The sequence below is a fragment of the Streptomyces sp. NBC_00212 genome (assembly GCF_045206365.1).
Taxonomy (GTDB): Bacteria; Actinomycetota; Actinomycetes; order Streptomycetales; family Streptomycetaceae; genus Streptomyces.
In genome coordinates, this window is sequence record NZ_CP108115.1 from 8,254,406 (window position 1) to 8,269,186 (window position 14,781).

The following is a 14,781-nucleotide window of genomic DNA, read 5'->3' on the forward strand; positions in this document are numbered from 1 at the left end:
TTGAGTCCATCGCGGATCCTCGCGCATGTCACTCCGGATCGTTCCGGATGCCGGACCGCGAGCCCCCACGGCTACCTTGCGGACCGTTGGCCCCCGCACCCGCCCACCCCTCACCCCGTCCGCGACCTCACCCGACCCACGACTCACCACCACGACCCTCACTCGATCGACGAAGGAGCAGCCACGTGCATGGTTCAACCGCGCGGCGCGCGAGACTCGGAACAGTGATGCTGCTGGTCGCGACCGCCGTTTCCACGCTGGCCGGACCGGCCAGGGCGCAGGGCGTCAAGGACGTGCCCGGCCCCCTGGGGCACGCCGCGACGGCCGAGTTGTACTGCGGCATCCCCGCCGAGCGGGACATCGCGGTGACCCGCAAGGTGTACGAGGTCGGCCAGCGCCGCGGCGTGTCCGACAAGGTGATGCTCGCCGGCTTCGAGACGGGCTGGGTCGAGTCCCGCATGAACAACCTCAACTGCGGGGACCGGGACTCGCTCGGCGTCTTCCAGCAGCGGCCCTCACAGGGCTGGTGCAACCCCGACCAGTGCCTCGACGTCGACTACGCGGCGAACAAGTTCTTCGAAGTGGCCCAGCAGATGGAGCCCAACTGGGACACCGCGGGAGAGCTCGCCCAAGCCGTCCAGCGCTCCGCCTACCCCGAGCGCTACCCCCAAGCGGAGGGCTACGCACGGGAGTTGATGGGCGAGGCGTTCCAGCCGTACGGCACCATCGGGGCGAAGTACGCGGGGCTCGGCGGCCCGAACGGACCGCTCGGCCTGCCGCTGCGCGCCGAGGAGGACGCCCGGCTCGGCGGACGCTTCCAGCTCTTCCAGAACGGAATCGTCCTCTGGCACCCCGACTCCGCCTTCGCGATCTACGGGGACATTCTCAAGAAGTACTGGGACACCGACTCCGAGCAGCGCTGGGGCTTCCCGACGATGGACGAGGCGGACGGAGCGCAGGCGCCGGACGGGACCCGGGGCCGCTACCAGTTCTTCGAGCGAGGCCTGTTCATGTGGTCGCCGCCGACCGGCGCGCACACCGTGCAGGGCGCCATCTACGACGCCTTCCACGCCGCGGGTCACGAGAAGGCATTCGGCTACCCCATGACCGACGAGGTCGACGAGGCGGGCGGCAAGGCCCAGCGGTTCCAGAAGGTCACCATCCACTGGACCGCGAGCCGGGGCACCTGGACCACCGACAACTGACGCGGCCACGGCCGCACTTACCCGTCATTCACCGATCCGGAGGATCTGTTGAGCGAGCAGCACCGCCCCAGCCGCAGGAACGTTCTCAAGGCCGTCGGCGGAGCCTCCGCCGCGCTGGCGCTCGGCGCCGGGACCGTCCTCTCTGCGGCGTCCGCGGCCAGCGCGGCCGGCGACGGCTTCGGGCTGCGCATCCTGGAGCGCGGCGAGGGCGACCCCCGCATGTGGTTCTACCGCTTCCAGACCGCCGAGATCGGCTGGAACCCCGCCGTCAACGTCCTGCTCCCGGACGACTACCACACCAGCGGCCGCACCTACCCCGTCCTCTACTTGCTGCACGGCGGCGGTGACGGCCAGGACTTCATCACCTTCGACCGCCTGGGCATCCGTGCCTGGACGGCGGGCAAGCCGGTCATCGTGGTGATGCCCGACGGCGGCCACGCGGGCTGGTACTCCAACCCGGTCAGCTCGACCGTCGGCCCGCGCAACTGGGAGAGCTTCCACATCAACCAGCTCATCCCGTGGATCGACGCCAACTTCCGGACGTATGCGGAGTACGACGGCCGTGCCGTGTCCGGGTTCTCGATGGGCGGCTTCGGCGCGCTGAAGTACGCGGCCAAGTACTGGGGTCACTTCGCCTCGGTGAGCTCCCACTCCGGCCCGGCCAGCCTGCGCGGCAACGCGGCCGGGATCCCCGGCGGGGTCGTGCACTGGGCCAACGCGTCGTCCGCCGCCATCGAGCTGGGCGGCGGCACCGTCTACGGCATCCCGTGGGACCAGAACCGGGTCAGCATGGACAACCCGTGCGAGCGGGTCGAGAGCTACCGCAACAAGCGGATCTTCATGGTGGCCGGCACCAGCCCCGAGCCGACCTTCTGGGACCAGTTCAACGAGACCGCGGTGCTCGAAACCCAGCGGGAGTGGCGCGGCTTCCTCGACCGGGCGGGCATCCCGCACGAGTGGTACGAGGTGCCCGGCGGCCACTTCGTCCGCCCCGACCTGTTCATCCGCGACCTCGACGGCATCGTGGGCAGGCTCCGCAAGGCGTAGTGACCGGCGGCGGCATGCGGGCCGTCGCCTCACTGCCACAGGCACCGTCCAGGTGAGCCGTGTCTCACCTGGGCGGTGCCGCTTGTCTATGCAACGAGTTGCATAGAAGGATTCGGGCATGGCGCTTGAGCACGCGATTCTCGTCTCGCTGTTGGAGAAGCCGGGCTCCGGTTATGAACTGGCCCGGCGCTTCGACCGGTCCATCGGCTACTTCTGGGCCGCCACGCACCAGCAGATCTACCGCATCCTCAAGCGCATGGAGAACGACGGCTGGATCGACGCCCGTGAGGTGGCGCAACAGAGCCGGCCGGACAAGAAGGAGTACTCCGTCGCCGCACCCGGCCGGGCCGCGCTCTCCCGATGGCTGCACGAGCCGATCGAACCCGAGAGCGTCCGGCACGAGCTCGCCGTGAAGATCCGCGGTGCGGCCTTCGACGACCCGGCCGCGCTGCTGGCCGAGGTGGCGCGGCACCGCCGGGCGCACGCCGACCGGCTCGCGCACTATCTCGCGGGGGAGCGTCGCGACTTCACGGGACCCGGCGCGCCCGACACACCCGATGCCGGGCAGGAGCTCCAGCACGTCGTGCTGCGCGGCGGCATCGCGTACGAACGCATGACGCTCGCCTGGCTCGACGACGTGATCGCCACCCTCCACCGGCTCGGCCCAGAGCGCTGAACCGGTGCCGCAACCCGCCCACACGCAGGGCACGTTCTCAGTGCCCCAACTCCCCGAGCCGGAAAGGCGAATGGCCATGGCCGACGCGCTGCTGTTCAACCCGCGCACCTATGACCCGACCCACTTCGACCCCGAGACCCGCAGGCTGCTGCGCGCGACCGTCGACTGGTTCGAGCAGCGCGGCAAGCGCCGGCTGATCGAGGACTACCGCTCGCGCGCCTGGCTGGCGGATTTCCTCGCGTTCTCCGCCAAGGAAGGTCTGTTCGCGACGTTCCTCACCCCGGCTTCCGCCGCCGGTCAGGAGGAGGGGGACAAGCGCTGGGACACCGCGCGGATCGCCGCCCTCAACGAGATCTTCGGGTTCTACGGCCTCGACTACTGGTACGCCTGGCAGGTCACCGTCCTGGGCCTCGGCCCGGTCTGGCAGAGCGACAACGCCGCGGCCCGCGCCCGCGCCGCCGAACTCCTCGACCAGGGCGAGGTGTTCGCGTTCGGCCTGTCCGAGAAGACCCACGGCGCGGACATCTACTCCACCGACATGCTCCTGGAGCCGGACGGCGACGGCGGGTTCCGGGCCACCGGCTCCAAGTACTACATCGGCAACGGCAACGCCGCCGGCCTCGTCTCGGTGTTCGGCCGCCGCACCGACGTCGAGGGCCCCGACGGCTACGTCTTCTTCGCCGCCGACAGCCGCCACGAGGCCTACCACCTGGTGAAGAACGTCGTCGACTCCTCGAAGTACGTCAGCGAGTTCCGCCTGGAGAACTACCCGGTCGGTGCCGAGGACGTCCTGCACACCGGCCGCGCCGCCTTCGACGCCGCGCTCAACACCGTCAACGTCGGCAAGTTCAACCTGTGCACCGCCTCGATCGGCATCTGCGAACACGCGATGTACGAGGCCGTCACCCACGCCCACCAGCGCATCCTCTACGGCCGCCCGGTCACCGCCTTCCCGCACGTGCGCCGCGAGCTGACCGACGCCTACGTCCGCCTCGTCGGCATGAAGCTGTTCAGCGACCGTGCCGTCGACTACTTCCGCACGGCGGGACCCGACGACCGCCGCTACCTCCTCTTCAACCCGATGACGAAGATGAAGGTGACCACCGAGGGCGAGAAGGTCATCGACCTGATGTGGGACGTCATCGCCGCCAAGGGCTTCGAGAAGGACAACTACTTCGCCCAGGCGGCCGTGGAGATCCGCGGCCTGCCCAAGCTGGAGGGCACGGTCCACGTCAACCTCGCCCTGATCCTGAAGTTCATGGGCAACCACCTCCTGAAGCCGGCCGAGTACGCGCCCGTGCCGACCCGCCTCGACGCGGCCGACGACACCTTCCTCTTCCAGCAGGGACCGGCCCGGGGCCTCGGCGCCATCCGCTTCCACGACTGGCGCACCGCCTTCGACGCGTACGCCGAGGTGCCCAACGTCGCCCGCTTCCGCGAACAGGCCGACGCACTCTGCGAGTTCGTCACCACGGCCGCCCCCGACGAGGAGCAGAGCCGCGACCTCGACCTGCTGCTCGCCGTCGGCCAGCTCTTCGCGCTGGTCGTGCACGGCCAGCTGATCCTGGAGCAGGCGCGCCTGACGGGCCTGGAACAGGACGTGCTCGACGAGCTCTTCGCCGTCCTGGTACGCGACTTCTCCGCGCACGCCGTCGAGCTGCACGGCAAGGACTCCGCGACCGAGGCACAGCAGAACTGGGCGCTGGGCGCGGTGCGGCGCCCGGTCGTCGACGAGGCCCGCTCGGCCCGCGTCTGGGAGCGCGTCGAGGCGCTGGCGGGCGCGTACGAGATGGCGCCGTAGCGGCTGAAGCCGGGCCCTTCACACGGCCTGGCAGACGTGGCACGATTCGGCCCCCCGGTCCGTGTTTTCGGCCGGGGGCCTGTCGCGCCGGCCCACCCTGTTCTCCACGGTCCGGCCCGACGGCGTGGGCGACGTCGAGCGGGTCGGCCCGGCCCGCGGGCCGTGATCCCGGGCTCAACCGCCTCCGCAGCCATGCCCGCCGCAACCGTGCCCGCCCCCGTGCCCGCCGCAGCCGTGGCCCCCTCCGTGGCCCCCTCCGTGGCCCCCTCCGTGCCCGCCTCCAGAGCCTCCCAGCCCTCCTCCGCAGCCCGATCCGCCGCCGTCCCAGCGTTTGGGCCCCGCGCTCTGCGGACGTCGGCCGCTTACGCTCGGATTGCTCGGGTTCGCCCGGGGCCGGGCTGCCGGCTTCGCGTCCTGCTCGCGTCGGCGCGCATCCCAACGCTCCTCCCGCTCGCGCTTCGCACGCTCCTCCTCCCGGATCCGCTCGCGCCGCGTCGCATCGCGGACCGCGCCGTCGGCGGGCTGCCACCGGCCGAGTCCGTGATGGCGCCGCGGCAGCAGCGCGGCGACGGTGACGGCCGCGTACGTGCGCTCCTGCGCCCGGTAGGCGGAGCGCTCGATGACGGCGTACTCCACCGCGATCTCGGCGCCTTCGCAGGGCACGCCGTACACAACCGCCTCGAAGGGCTCGCTGCGCGGGTCGATGTCGTAGTGCCCGTCGTCCGGCCCGTAGGTGGAACTGGTGCCCAGGAAGCGTGCCGCGTGGTCGGTGTCGCGGTCCTTGGGGAAGTACGCGATCAGGGGGCGGGCGGAGGTGGTGAGAGCGTCCGGATACAGCCAGTAGTAGCCGTCCGGGCCGATGCGAACGCCCACCCTGAGAGCGGGCTGGGGCTCGTTGTGCAGCCGCCGCGCCGCCCGGTAGGCGACATGGCCCCGCCCGTACACGGAGCTACCGGCCACGAGCAGGAGCAGTGCCAGGCTCTGCTGCCCGACGGCGTCGTACGCGAGCGCGCCGTCCGGCACGGACAGGCTCGCGACGAGGCCGTCGGCCAGGATCGCGACGCCGACCAGACAGAGCGCGAGCCCCAGGTAGAACTGGCGGAACCCGCGGTAGCCGTCCGATTCGGGCGCCTGGTCCGGGAGCGCGTGGCGGCGCTGCCCTGCCGTGGCGAGCACGAGTGCACGCTGGCGGCTCCGGGCCCGCAGCCGCAGGCCCGCACCGGTCAACGCCCAGGCGCCGACGGCCAGGTCGAGGATGTGTCCGCTGCCGGTGCGCCGGTCCAGGGAGCCGGTCGACGCCAACGCGACGGCCGCATCCGCCGCGACCACGAGCGCGGCCGGCACGGCCGGAACCGGAAGAAAGCGGTACCACAACGGCAGCGCGGCCAGCAGGACCGTCGCGGGGTAGCCCCGCCAGTCCGTACCGCCGGACGCGGTGCCCGACCAGCCGGAAGTCAGGACGTATGACGCGACGACCGCGACGAGCAGGACCCAACTGCCCGCGACCGGGGCGAAGACCGCCGGAACGCGGGCCTTCAGCCACCGTTCGGCATCGGCGAGGGGCCACGCCGCGATGCCGCCCTCGGGCAGAGCTCCCGGCGGCAGCCGCTTGACGTAGTCCCTCACGGCGAGCTCCTTCAGTATCGTCCGGCAGTGACGCGCCGCGGTATCTCCCTTTGTTTCCACGTGACTTGGGGTCCTGGGGCCGCTGTCCGACAAGTCTGCACGACGAGGCGGAGGAGTAGCCACCCCGGACGTTCGAGACAACGGCTCGGCGGAAGCTTCTGCGGGAACGGTCGCAACCTCGCGGGCGGCCGCACGTCGTATGGGGCAGGGCGCGGATCCGCGCCCGGTCAGCGTCAAGCGCAGCCCATGGAGGCCCCGTTGCCGAACTTGTCTCTCCTCTCCCCGGAACGCCGTGGTCAGGCGGTCCGGGCGGCCGTCCTGGTGCTGGTCCTCGCCCTGTACGCGGCGCTCATGCCGTCGTCCGCGCAGGCCGCGCCCCCGACCTCGACCGCGCCGACCATCTCGCAGTCGCAAGTGATGCCGCACCTGAAGGCACTGCAGCGCATCGCCGACCGGAACGGCGGCAACCGCGCGCATGGCACCCAGGGTTATGCACAGTCGGTGGCGTACGTGCGGCACGCGTTGGACCGGGCGGGCTTCCACACGGAGCTCCGCCACTTCTCGTACGGCGGCGCCGACGGCTACAACCTGATCGCCGACTGGCCGGGCGGCGACCCGAACCATGTGCTGCTCACCGGCGCCCATCTGGACAGCGTCGCGGCGGGACCCGGGATCAATGACAACGGGTCCGGCGCCGCGGCCGTCCTGACCACCGCCCTCCAGGTGGCCAAGGCCGGCCTCAAGCCCGCCCGGCATCTGCGCTTCGCCTGGTGGGGAGCGGAGGAACTGGGACTGATCGGGTCGGCGGACTACGTACGCGGCCTCTCCGCCGACGACCGCAAGGCGATCGACCTGTACCTCAACCTCGATCAGGCGGGCAGCAAGAACACCAAGCAGTGGCTCGTCGTGAACGACGCGGCACATGGTGAGAGCGCCGCCTTCCAGGCGTTCCAGGCATGGTTCGCCGCCCGGGGCATCGCCACCTTCGACATCGGTGTGGGCGGCTCGGACCACGAGTCGTTCGGCAACGCGGGCATTCCGTCGTCCGGCTTCAGCACCGGTATCTCGGACTGCATCCACAACGCCTGCGACAACCTCGCCAACGTAGATCCGGCGACGGAGACCACCAGCACCAACGCCCTCATCGGCGTGGTGTGGCAGCTCGCCGCCACCGCCCGGTCCTGACCACCGCCCCAGGAAGCAGAGATGCGCACACCACCGACTCACCTCCGCCGTACGACGAGAGCGGCGCTGGCGGCCGCCACCGCCCTAGGCATCGCTCTGACGGCCGTCCCCGCCGCCGGCGCGACAGGCCTCAAGGACCCGTACTTCCCCGACGACGGCAACTCCGGCTACGACGTGGCCCATTACGACGTCCACATCGGCTACGACCCGGCGCGCGCCGACCACCTGGACGGCGACACGACCGTCACGGCGCGTGCCACCCACACCCTGGACCGCTTCGCCCTGGACCTGAAGGGCTTCGAGGTCGCCTCCGTCACCGTGAACGGCATCCCGGCGAGGTCGTTCTCGCGCTCCGGGGAGCACAAGCTGGTCGTCGAACCGGCTCACCGGGTGGCCAAGGGCGCCACGTTCGCGGTCCGGGTGAAGTACGCCGGCAAGCCCGACGCCGAGGGCTGGCACGTCCTGTCGAGCGGCGGCGCGAACGCGGCGGGCGAACCGCACTCCGCGACCTCCTGGTACCCGTCCAACGACCACCCGTCCGACAAGGCCACCTTCGCCCTCACCGCGACCGTGCCCGACGGCTGGACCGCCATCGGCAACGGCCTGCCCGGCCCGACCACCACCGAGGGCGGCAGGACGACCTTCCGCTGGCACGAGGACCGGCCGATGGCCACATATCTCAGTACGGTCGCCATCGACCGGTTCACCGTCCACCGCTCGCAACTCGCCGACGGCACACCGGTCATCACGGCCTACGGTCCCGACGTCCCGGTCGACGCGCCGACCGAGGCCCTGCAGAACGACATCCTCGGCTTCCTGGTATCGAAGTTCGGCCCGTACCCGTTCTCCTCGGCGGGCGCCATCGTCGTCGGCTGGTCCACGGGTCCGCACGCCCGCGCGCTGGACCTGGAGACACAGAGCCGACCCACCTACACGGGGGGTCTGTTCGACGTCGCGGTGGTGCACGAGAACGCCCACCAATGGTTCGGCGACAGCGTCTCGTTCAGCGACTGGCGCGACGGCTGTCTGGCCGAGTGCTTCGCCCAGTACGCCAACCAGCTGTGGGAGGAGCACAAGGGAGCCAACCTCGACACCGGCTTCTATGCCCCACTCATCAAGGAGAACAAGGACAACCCGGCTTACTGGTCCACCAAGCTCTACGACCCGGGCAAGGGCAAGGAACTCGACCCCGCCCTGTACTTCAAGGGCTCGCTGATGCTCCACGCGCTGCGGCGCACCGTCGGGGACGACGCGTTCTTCAACACCCTTCGGAGCTGGACCAGTTCACACGCGTACGGCAATGCCTCCTTCCCGGAGTTCGAGGCGCTGGCGGCGAAGGTGTCGGGCAAGGACCTCAAGGGTTTCTTCGACGCGTGGGCCCACGGGACGACGATCCCGCCGAAGCAGTACCTCTACCCGGGCGGCCTGGCGGCACTGGCCGACCAGTAACCCTCGGACAGAGCCTGCCGCCGCCCGAATCGCGTCACGTCCGGCGGCGGTGGGCCCTGGATCCTTGGGACGTCAGCCGTGGTGGGCGTAGTCGGGGAGTGCGATGGCGTTGGCCGCGTGGGTGAGCTCGGACGAGCTCGAATTGCCGTCGGCCCTGTGAAGGGCGAGCTGCTGGTTCTCGCGGACGTACTCGCGCATCACCTGCTCGTAGCGGGCGAAGGCCGCACGGTGGTCGTCCGGGTGGTCGGCGAGCTCTCCCGCGAGTATGTACGCGCCGACCAGGGCGATGCTGGTGCCTTGGCCGGATCGCGGCGAAGGGCAGTAGCCCGCGTCGCCGACGAGCCCGACCCGCCCGTTCGACCAGTTCTCCATGCGGACCTGGCTCATCGAGTCGAAGTAGAAGTCCGGCGCGTCCCACATGCTGGCAAGGAGGCGGGGCGTTTCCCAGCCGACGTCGGCGAAGCGCTCGGCGAGGATGTTCTTCTGCTGCTCGGGATCGCGGTGGTCGAAGTCGAGTTCCGCGGACCGGAACAGCAGCATCGCCCTGGCCTCGGTGTTGTGCCGGGCGCTGTAGACGCCGACCAGCGCGTCATCGATGGTGTGGTACATCTGCCAATGGTCGAGGCCGAGAAAGTTGTCCACGCTGAAGATGGCGAGATAGCTGTCGAGGAAATGGAGGAATTCCGACTCCGGGCCGAAGGCCAGCCGCCGCACGCCGGAGTGCAGGCCGTCCGCGCCGATCACCAGGTCGAAGCGGCGTGGACGTTCGTGCTGGAAGTGGGCCTCGACCCCTTCGTCGTCCTGCGTGAGGGAGGTGATGACATCGCCGAACAGATACTCGTTCCCGTAGCGACTCGCGTCGAACAGCAGGGTCGTCAGGTCGTCCCGCATGATTTCGACGTCGTCGTTGTCGATGAGGCCGCCGGTCAGGGTGGCCTCGGTGGACCTGGACAATTCCTCACCCCGACCGTCCACGAACGACATGCCGCGCATGTCGGTGGTGGCCGCCCGCACCTTGTCGAGCAGCCACATCCGCTCCACGACCTCTAACGCGACGCCGCGGATGTCGATGGCCTGCCCGCCCCTGCGCAGCCCGGGTGCCCGTTCCACGATCGTCGGATGGAACCCCGCGCGCTGCAACCAGTGAGCCAGCGTCAGCCCCGCGACACTCGCTCCGGAGATCAGAACATTCCTGTTTCGCATGGCCTCTCCCAGTGCTGCCGACGTGTACGCCGGTGACCGCTTCGTCCGCGTCCGCGGACTCCTTGAGTCTTGACACGGGATGACGCGACGGCAATGCCCAGATCGGCAAGCAATAGTTTCGTTCTGAGCAACTACCGTGCATGGAGCCATGACATCCGCGAGGCCGGGCAGGTGCGGTGCGGTCGGGCGGAATCAGACCGAAGCCGTGCGCGGGCCGGATCCGGTCAGCTGCGCGAAGGCCCGGGAAACCACGGCCAGTTGGGCCGCCTCGGCGTCCGTTCCGATGGCGGCCCCGTCTCCCAGGAGAGGCGGGGGACAGGCGAGGTCCGGGGCGGGCGGTGAGGCGGTCGCCCGGTCCAGGGCGGCCAGGATCGACGCCGCGCGGGCGGTGGCCGCGCTGTCCGGTCCCGTCGGGGACGGGCCCCGCAGGTGCGGACGCAGGAGCAGCAGGCCGTCGTGGATCTCGATGACGCGGCGGTAGAGGGCGAATCCCACGGCGCGAGGCGCGAGTTCGGTGAAGCCGTGCCGGGGCCCCAGCAGGGCGATCTCCGGGAAGCTCCGGTAGAGGGCGGACCACAGGCGGGGCCAGTGCCCGATAGGTACGGTAGGACCACCACCAGTGACGCAGCGCGGACCATGCGGCGGTGCTGCCGCCCGCGATGAGCAGGGCCGCGCACAGCAGACCCAGGACCGCGGAGACGCCGTCCTCGCCGTCCGTCTGCCGGCCGGTGAACAGGGCGAGCCGGATGTCGTCGAACCCCCAGGCCGTCCACACCACTCCCGCGGCCGCGCCGGCGCAGAGCAGGCGCAGTCCGATGCGCAAGGCTCCGTCGGCCCGCCGGGATCTGTGCAGGGAAGCCCGGCACAGGGCCGCCGCGTGCCAGGCCGGGTAGAGCGTGATGGTCGTGTTGTAGGCGACCAGGAACGGACGGTGGCGGGTGTCGACGAACAGTTCCCCGGACGCGTGCTGGATGTGGGCCGCCGAGAAGAGCAACACCAGGGCCAGGAGCGTCAACCCGGCTGTGATGAGCTGCCGTTGAACCGATCCGGCGGTCACCAGCCCCGTGCAGGCGACCGCCGCGATCCGCAGCAGGTCGCCCGCGAGCATGGGCAGGCCCGGCAGGGCGAACGTGTCCTCGACCGCCCGGGCGGTGGCCGGAGCGAGAACGACGAGGGCGGCGCCCAGGCAGAAGGCGAAGCGGTGCACGTACTGCTGCGCGGCGCCGCGTCGCTCGGCGCGCAGCGTGCTCCACCGGTACAGGCCGAACACATACAGGGCGAGTCCGGCCAGGCACTGGAGGACGTCAGTCACGGCCACCCCGCCACCGGGCGGAGTCGAGGAAGGGGTCCGACGGCCGGGCCGGCGGGTACCAGACCGCGCGCTGGAGGATCAGTGAGGCCAGCAACTCGGCCTCCCGCTCCTGCGGATCGGTGTAGACCGTCCGGCCGAGGACGCGCCGCACAAGACCCGGCGAGAGGTGCGGGGTGAGGTCAGTCGAGAGGGTGCCGTCGTGTCCGCACAGGAGGTGGGACAGCTCGTGAACGAGGATGTGCTGGCGGTGCAGCGGGGCCGTGTCCGCGGCGTACGCGATGTAGTCGGCGAGTTCCGCCGAGACCAGCAGGCCGCACGGTACGCCGGGATGCCAGTCGGTCGGTATGAGTTCGATCGGCCGGCCCCGCTGCTCCGCCACGGCGGCGATGAGTTCGACCGCGTCGAAGGGAACGGGGAGCTCCAGCGAGGCGGCGATGTCGCGGCACCTTCGCAGCCGGTCCCTGGAAGCGCGGCCCGCCCGATCGCTGCCCCAACGGCCTGACCCCCTGACGGACCACCCCGCCCCTGCCCCTCTCGCCGCTCGCGCGACCGAGCGGTCGGGAGGGGTGTCAGGGGGTAGCCGTGGTGTGGCCTGACCACGCGGGCGGCCCGGACGATCACGGCGCAGACCGAGGTGCTGTCGCGCCACTCCGCGCGGCGGGCGGGCACCACCGCACTGCATCACTCGGCTCCCTTCCGCGAGCCTTGGCGAGGGGGCGTTATCTGGCTGGTTTGCCGGGCTGGTCGTGGGTCGAGCAGTGGATGCCGCCTCCGCCGGAGGCGATGGTGTCGATCTTCACGGGGACGACGTTCCGCTTGGGGAAGTGGTCCTGCAGGATGCCCTTGGCCCGGTCGTCGGCCCGGGCGTCGCCGAAGCGGGGCATGAACACGGCGTCGTTGGCGACGTAGAAGTTCGTGTAGGTGGAGACGAAGTCGTCGCCCCGGCCGGTGATCTTGTCGAGGTCGGGCTGCGGCAGGTCGATGACCTCAAGTCGCTTGCCGCGCACGTCAGTTGCCTCCTTGAGGACTGCCCGGTCCTGGTCGGCCGACCGGGACCAGACGTCCGGCGGGCTGCCGGGGAAGGCCTGGTCGACGAGGACGACACCCGGCGCGGTGAACCGGGCGATGCTGTCGACATGGGCGTCGGTGATGTCCTTGCCCCGCACCCCGGCCAGCCAGAGCACCTTCTTGACGCCGAGGCTGCTCTTCAGCTCGGCCTCGATCTGGTCGCGGCTCTTGCCGGGGTTGCGGTTCTTGTTGACCACCGAGCTCTCCGTGACAAGGAGCGTGCCCTCGCCGTCGGTCTCGAAGGAACCGCCCTCGGCGACCAGCGGCGCCTTGATGCGCGCGATGCCGTACCTCGCGAGCAGCGCCCGGCCGACCTGGCCGTCGTTGGTGTGCACCTGCTTGTCGCCCCAGCCGCTGAAGTTGAGGTCGACGCCCAGGGTGTGGCCGTTCTCCGCCACGAAGACCGGCACCGTGTCGCGGGCCCACAGGTCGTCCACCGCGAGCGGGATCACCTCGACCTGGGAGCCGCAGGCCTGCTGGGCCGCTGCCAGCTGGTCGGGCCGGGCCATCAGCACCACGGGCTCGTACTCCGCGACCGCCCGCGCCACGCGCGCGATGTCCTCGCGCACGGACGGCAGTTGCTCGCCCCACACCGCATCAAGGGCCGGCCAGGACATGAACGTCCGGGCGTGGCTGTCCCACTCGGCGCCGAAGCGCCGGCCCGCGCTCTGTTCACCCGCGGCCGAGGGCGAGGAGGAGGACGCGTCAGCCGGGTCGTTCCCGGGACTGCAGGCCGTGGAGGTGACGGCGAGGGCGCCGACTCCGGCGAACGCCCGCAGCGCGGTGCGCCGGGACACGAGGGGAAGGGGCACGGAGAAACTCCTGCCGAAGAGGGCGTCGAGCAGCCGCCTGCCTGTGGGGAGGTGGGTCATGGGTGGTGCTCCGCATCAAGTGCTGTGCATCGGTACGGCTACTTTCGCACTGACTGAAAAGTCAGTCAAGATAGCGAAGGAGGTGCCACCTCGAACGGGCGGTGCCCGCAGCCTCAGGTCCGCGCGCTCGGGAGGAGCTCGCGCTCCAAGGCGGCCGCGATGTGGGCCCTCGCTTCCCCGGTGGTGATCAGGCCGGCCAGCCAGCGTCCGCTCAGCCCCTCCACCAGGGCCGTCAGCCGGATCGCGGCGGCTCGTGAGTCGACGGACGCGGGGATGGTTCCGTCGTCCTGGCCGTCGGCGATCAGCTCGGCCAGGTCGACGAGCCAGCGCTCGGTCAGCGCGGTCAGGACCGGCCGCAGCCCTTCGTCGAAGGTCGCCGCCGCACGGACCTCGCCCCACACGGCGGAGTTCTCGCGTACGGCGGCATCGTCCTGGAATTCCGCGGCAAGCAGCCGGAGCAGCAGCTCATGGGCGGGGGAGTCGTCGTCCTCCGCGATGTCCGCATAGCCCTCGGCGCGGTCGTTGACGTACTCCAGCGCGCTGGTCACCAGGCCCGCGCGGTCGCGGAAGTGGTAGTAGATCAGCGTCTTGGACACGCCCGCCTCGGCGGCCACGTCCTCCACCCGCATCCCTCGGACGCCCCGCAGGGCTATCACTCGGCAGGTCGCTTCCAGCAGCTTGGCGCGTCGAGTACTCACCTTCGTACAGTAGCCACTCAGGTGCGGTGCGCTCGCCGTACGGTACGTGCCACTATCGGCGATCGAGCCGCTCCAGCTCCACGGCGACGGCCTCAAGGAGCAGGGTGCGGGCGTGGGTCAAGGGGAGAATGCCGCTGAGCCAGCGCATGCTGAGACCTTCGAGGAGCGCAGTGAGTCGCTCGGCGGAGGCGGCCAGGCTGGTGGCCGGGGACATGGGGCTGACCTGGCCGAGGAGATCGGCGATTTCCTGCACCCAGATCAACGTGGCCTTGGCGAGGTCTTCCCGCAGTTCGGGCTCGAATATGGCGTTCGCCCGCAGCTCGCCCCAGGCGGTGCTGTTCTCCCGCACCACGGGCTCGTCCTGCAGTTCAAGGAGCAGGGTCTGTTCCAGCTCCTGCCGGGGACTCAGCGGCGCGGCGTCCGTTTCGCGCTCGGTGGTGTAGCGCTCGGCGCGGTCGCTGATGAACTCCAGCGTGCGGCGCAGGATTCCGGCGCGGTCCTTGAAGTGGTAGTAGATCAGCGCGGTGGACACCCCGGCCTCGGCGGCCAGCTCCTCGACGCGCAGGCCACGCACCCCGCGCCGGGCGATGACCCGCGCGGCTGCTTCCATGATCGCTGTTCTACGGTCGCCCACGGTTC

13 protein-coding genes are annotated in these 14,781 nt (G+C 70.6%); 6 read left to right on the top strand and 7 right to left on the bottom strand.

The window, feature by feature from the left end:
- The first annotated feature begins 185 nt into the window (after window positions 1-185).
- The 4 genes from OHA17_RS37750 (at window position 186) to OHA17_RS37765 (ending at window position 4,729) form a co-directional block, all read left to right on the top strand.
- Window positions 186-1,205 (top strand): LGFP repeat-containing protein, encoded by a 1,020-nt coding sequence (locus OHA17_RS37750; protein WP_406510275.1) that lies wholly within the window; start codon window positions 186-188, stop codon window positions 1,203-1,205.
- Window positions 1,206-1,253: 48 nt separating this feature from the next.
- Entirely contained in the window at window positions 1,254-2,252 is a 999-nt protein-coding gene (locus OHA17_RS37755; protein ID WP_406510276.1) for an alpha/beta hydrolase, read from the top strand.
- A 118-nt stretch (window positions 2,253-2,370) separates the two neighbouring features.
- Window positions 2,371-2,928, top strand: coding sequence for a PadR family transcriptional regulator (locus tag OHA17_RS37760; protein ID WP_406510277.1), 558 nt, complete (start codon window positions 2,371-2,373; stop codon window positions 2,926-2,928).
- A gap of 76 nt (window positions 2,929-3,004) precedes the next feature.
- Complete coding sequence (locus OHA17_RS37765) at window positions 3,005-4,729, top strand: acyl-CoA dehydrogenase family protein (protein ID WP_406510278.1); 1,725 nt, start codon at window positions 3,005-3,007, stop codon at window positions 4,727-4,729.
- Window positions 4,730-4,903: 174 nt separating this feature from the next.
- Here OHA17_RS37765 and OHA17_RS37770 read toward each other — a convergent pair whose 3' ends face one another.
- Window positions 4,904-6,355 (bottom strand): hypothetical protein, encoded by a 1,452-nt coding sequence (locus OHA17_RS37770; protein ID WP_406510279.1) that lies wholly within the window; start codon window positions 6,353-6,355, stop codon window positions 4,904-4,906.
- A gap of 258 nt (window positions 6,356-6,613) precedes the next feature.
- On the opposite strand from OHA17_RS37770, the gene OHA17_RS37775 reads away from it, so the two are divergent.
- Window positions 6,614-7,540 carry a M20/M25/M40 family metallo-hydrolase gene (locus tag OHA17_RS37775; RefSeq protein WP_406510280.1) on the top strand — a complete coding sequence of 309 codons (927 nt, stop codon included), beginning with the start codon at window positions 6,614-6,616 and terminating at the stop codon, window positions 7,538-7,540.
- A gap of 21 nt (window positions 7,541-7,561) precedes the next feature.
- Complete coding sequence (locus OHA17_RS37780; protein WP_406510281.1) at window positions 7,562-8,989, top strand: M1 family metallopeptidase; 1,428 nt, start codon at window positions 7,562-7,564, stop codon at window positions 8,987-8,989.
- A 72-nt stretch (window positions 8,990-9,061) separates the two neighbouring features.
- Here the strand turns inward: OHA17_RS37780 and OHA17_RS37785 are convergent, their stop codons facing one another.
- The 6 genes from OHA17_RS37785 to OHA17_RS37810 all read right to left on the bottom strand — a co-directional run bounded on the left by OHA17_RS37785 (window position 9,062) and on the right by OHA17_RS37810 (window position 14,752).
- A complete protein-coding gene (locus OHA17_RS37785; RefSeq protein ID WP_406510282.1) occupies window positions 9,062-10,192 on the bottom strand; it encodes an FAD-dependent monooxygenase in 1,131 nt (376 codons plus the stop codon).
- 192 nt (window positions 10,193-10,384) lie between these two features.
- The gene (locus tag OHA17_RS37790; protein WP_406510921.1) at window positions 10,385-10,789 is read right to left on the bottom strand and encodes a DUF6545 domain-containing protein; all 405 of its coding nucleotides are present in this window, start codon (window positions 10,787-10,789) and stop codon (window positions 10,385-10,387) included.
- A 707-nt stretch (window positions 10,790-11,496) separates the two neighbouring features.
- A complete protein-coding gene (locus tag OHA17_RS37795) occupies window positions 11,497-11,883 on the bottom strand; it encodes a hypothetical protein (RefSeq protein WP_406510283.1) in 387 nt (128 codons plus the stop codon).
- Window positions 11,884-12,223: 340 nt separating this feature from the next.
- On the bottom strand, window positions 12,224-13,444 hold the full coding sequence (locus tag OHA17_RS37800) for an agmatine/peptidylarginine deiminase (RefSeq protein WP_406510285.1): 1,221 nt from the start codon (window positions 13,442-13,444) through the stop codon (window positions 12,224-12,226).
- A 113-nt stretch (window positions 13,445-13,557) separates the two neighbouring features.
- Window positions 13,558-14,142 (bottom strand): TetR/AcrR family transcriptional regulator, encoded by a 585-nt coding sequence (locus OHA17_RS37805; protein ID WP_406510286.1) that lies wholly within the window; start codon window positions 14,140-14,142, stop codon window positions 13,558-13,560.
- Between the two features lie 52 nt (window positions 14,143-14,194).
- Window positions 14,195-14,752 (bottom strand): TetR/AcrR family transcriptional regulator, encoded by a 558-nt coding sequence (locus OHA17_RS37810; RefSeq protein WP_406510287.1) that lies wholly within the window; start codon window positions 14,750-14,752, stop codon window positions 14,195-14,197.
- Window positions 14,753-14,781: the final 29 nt, after the last annotated feature.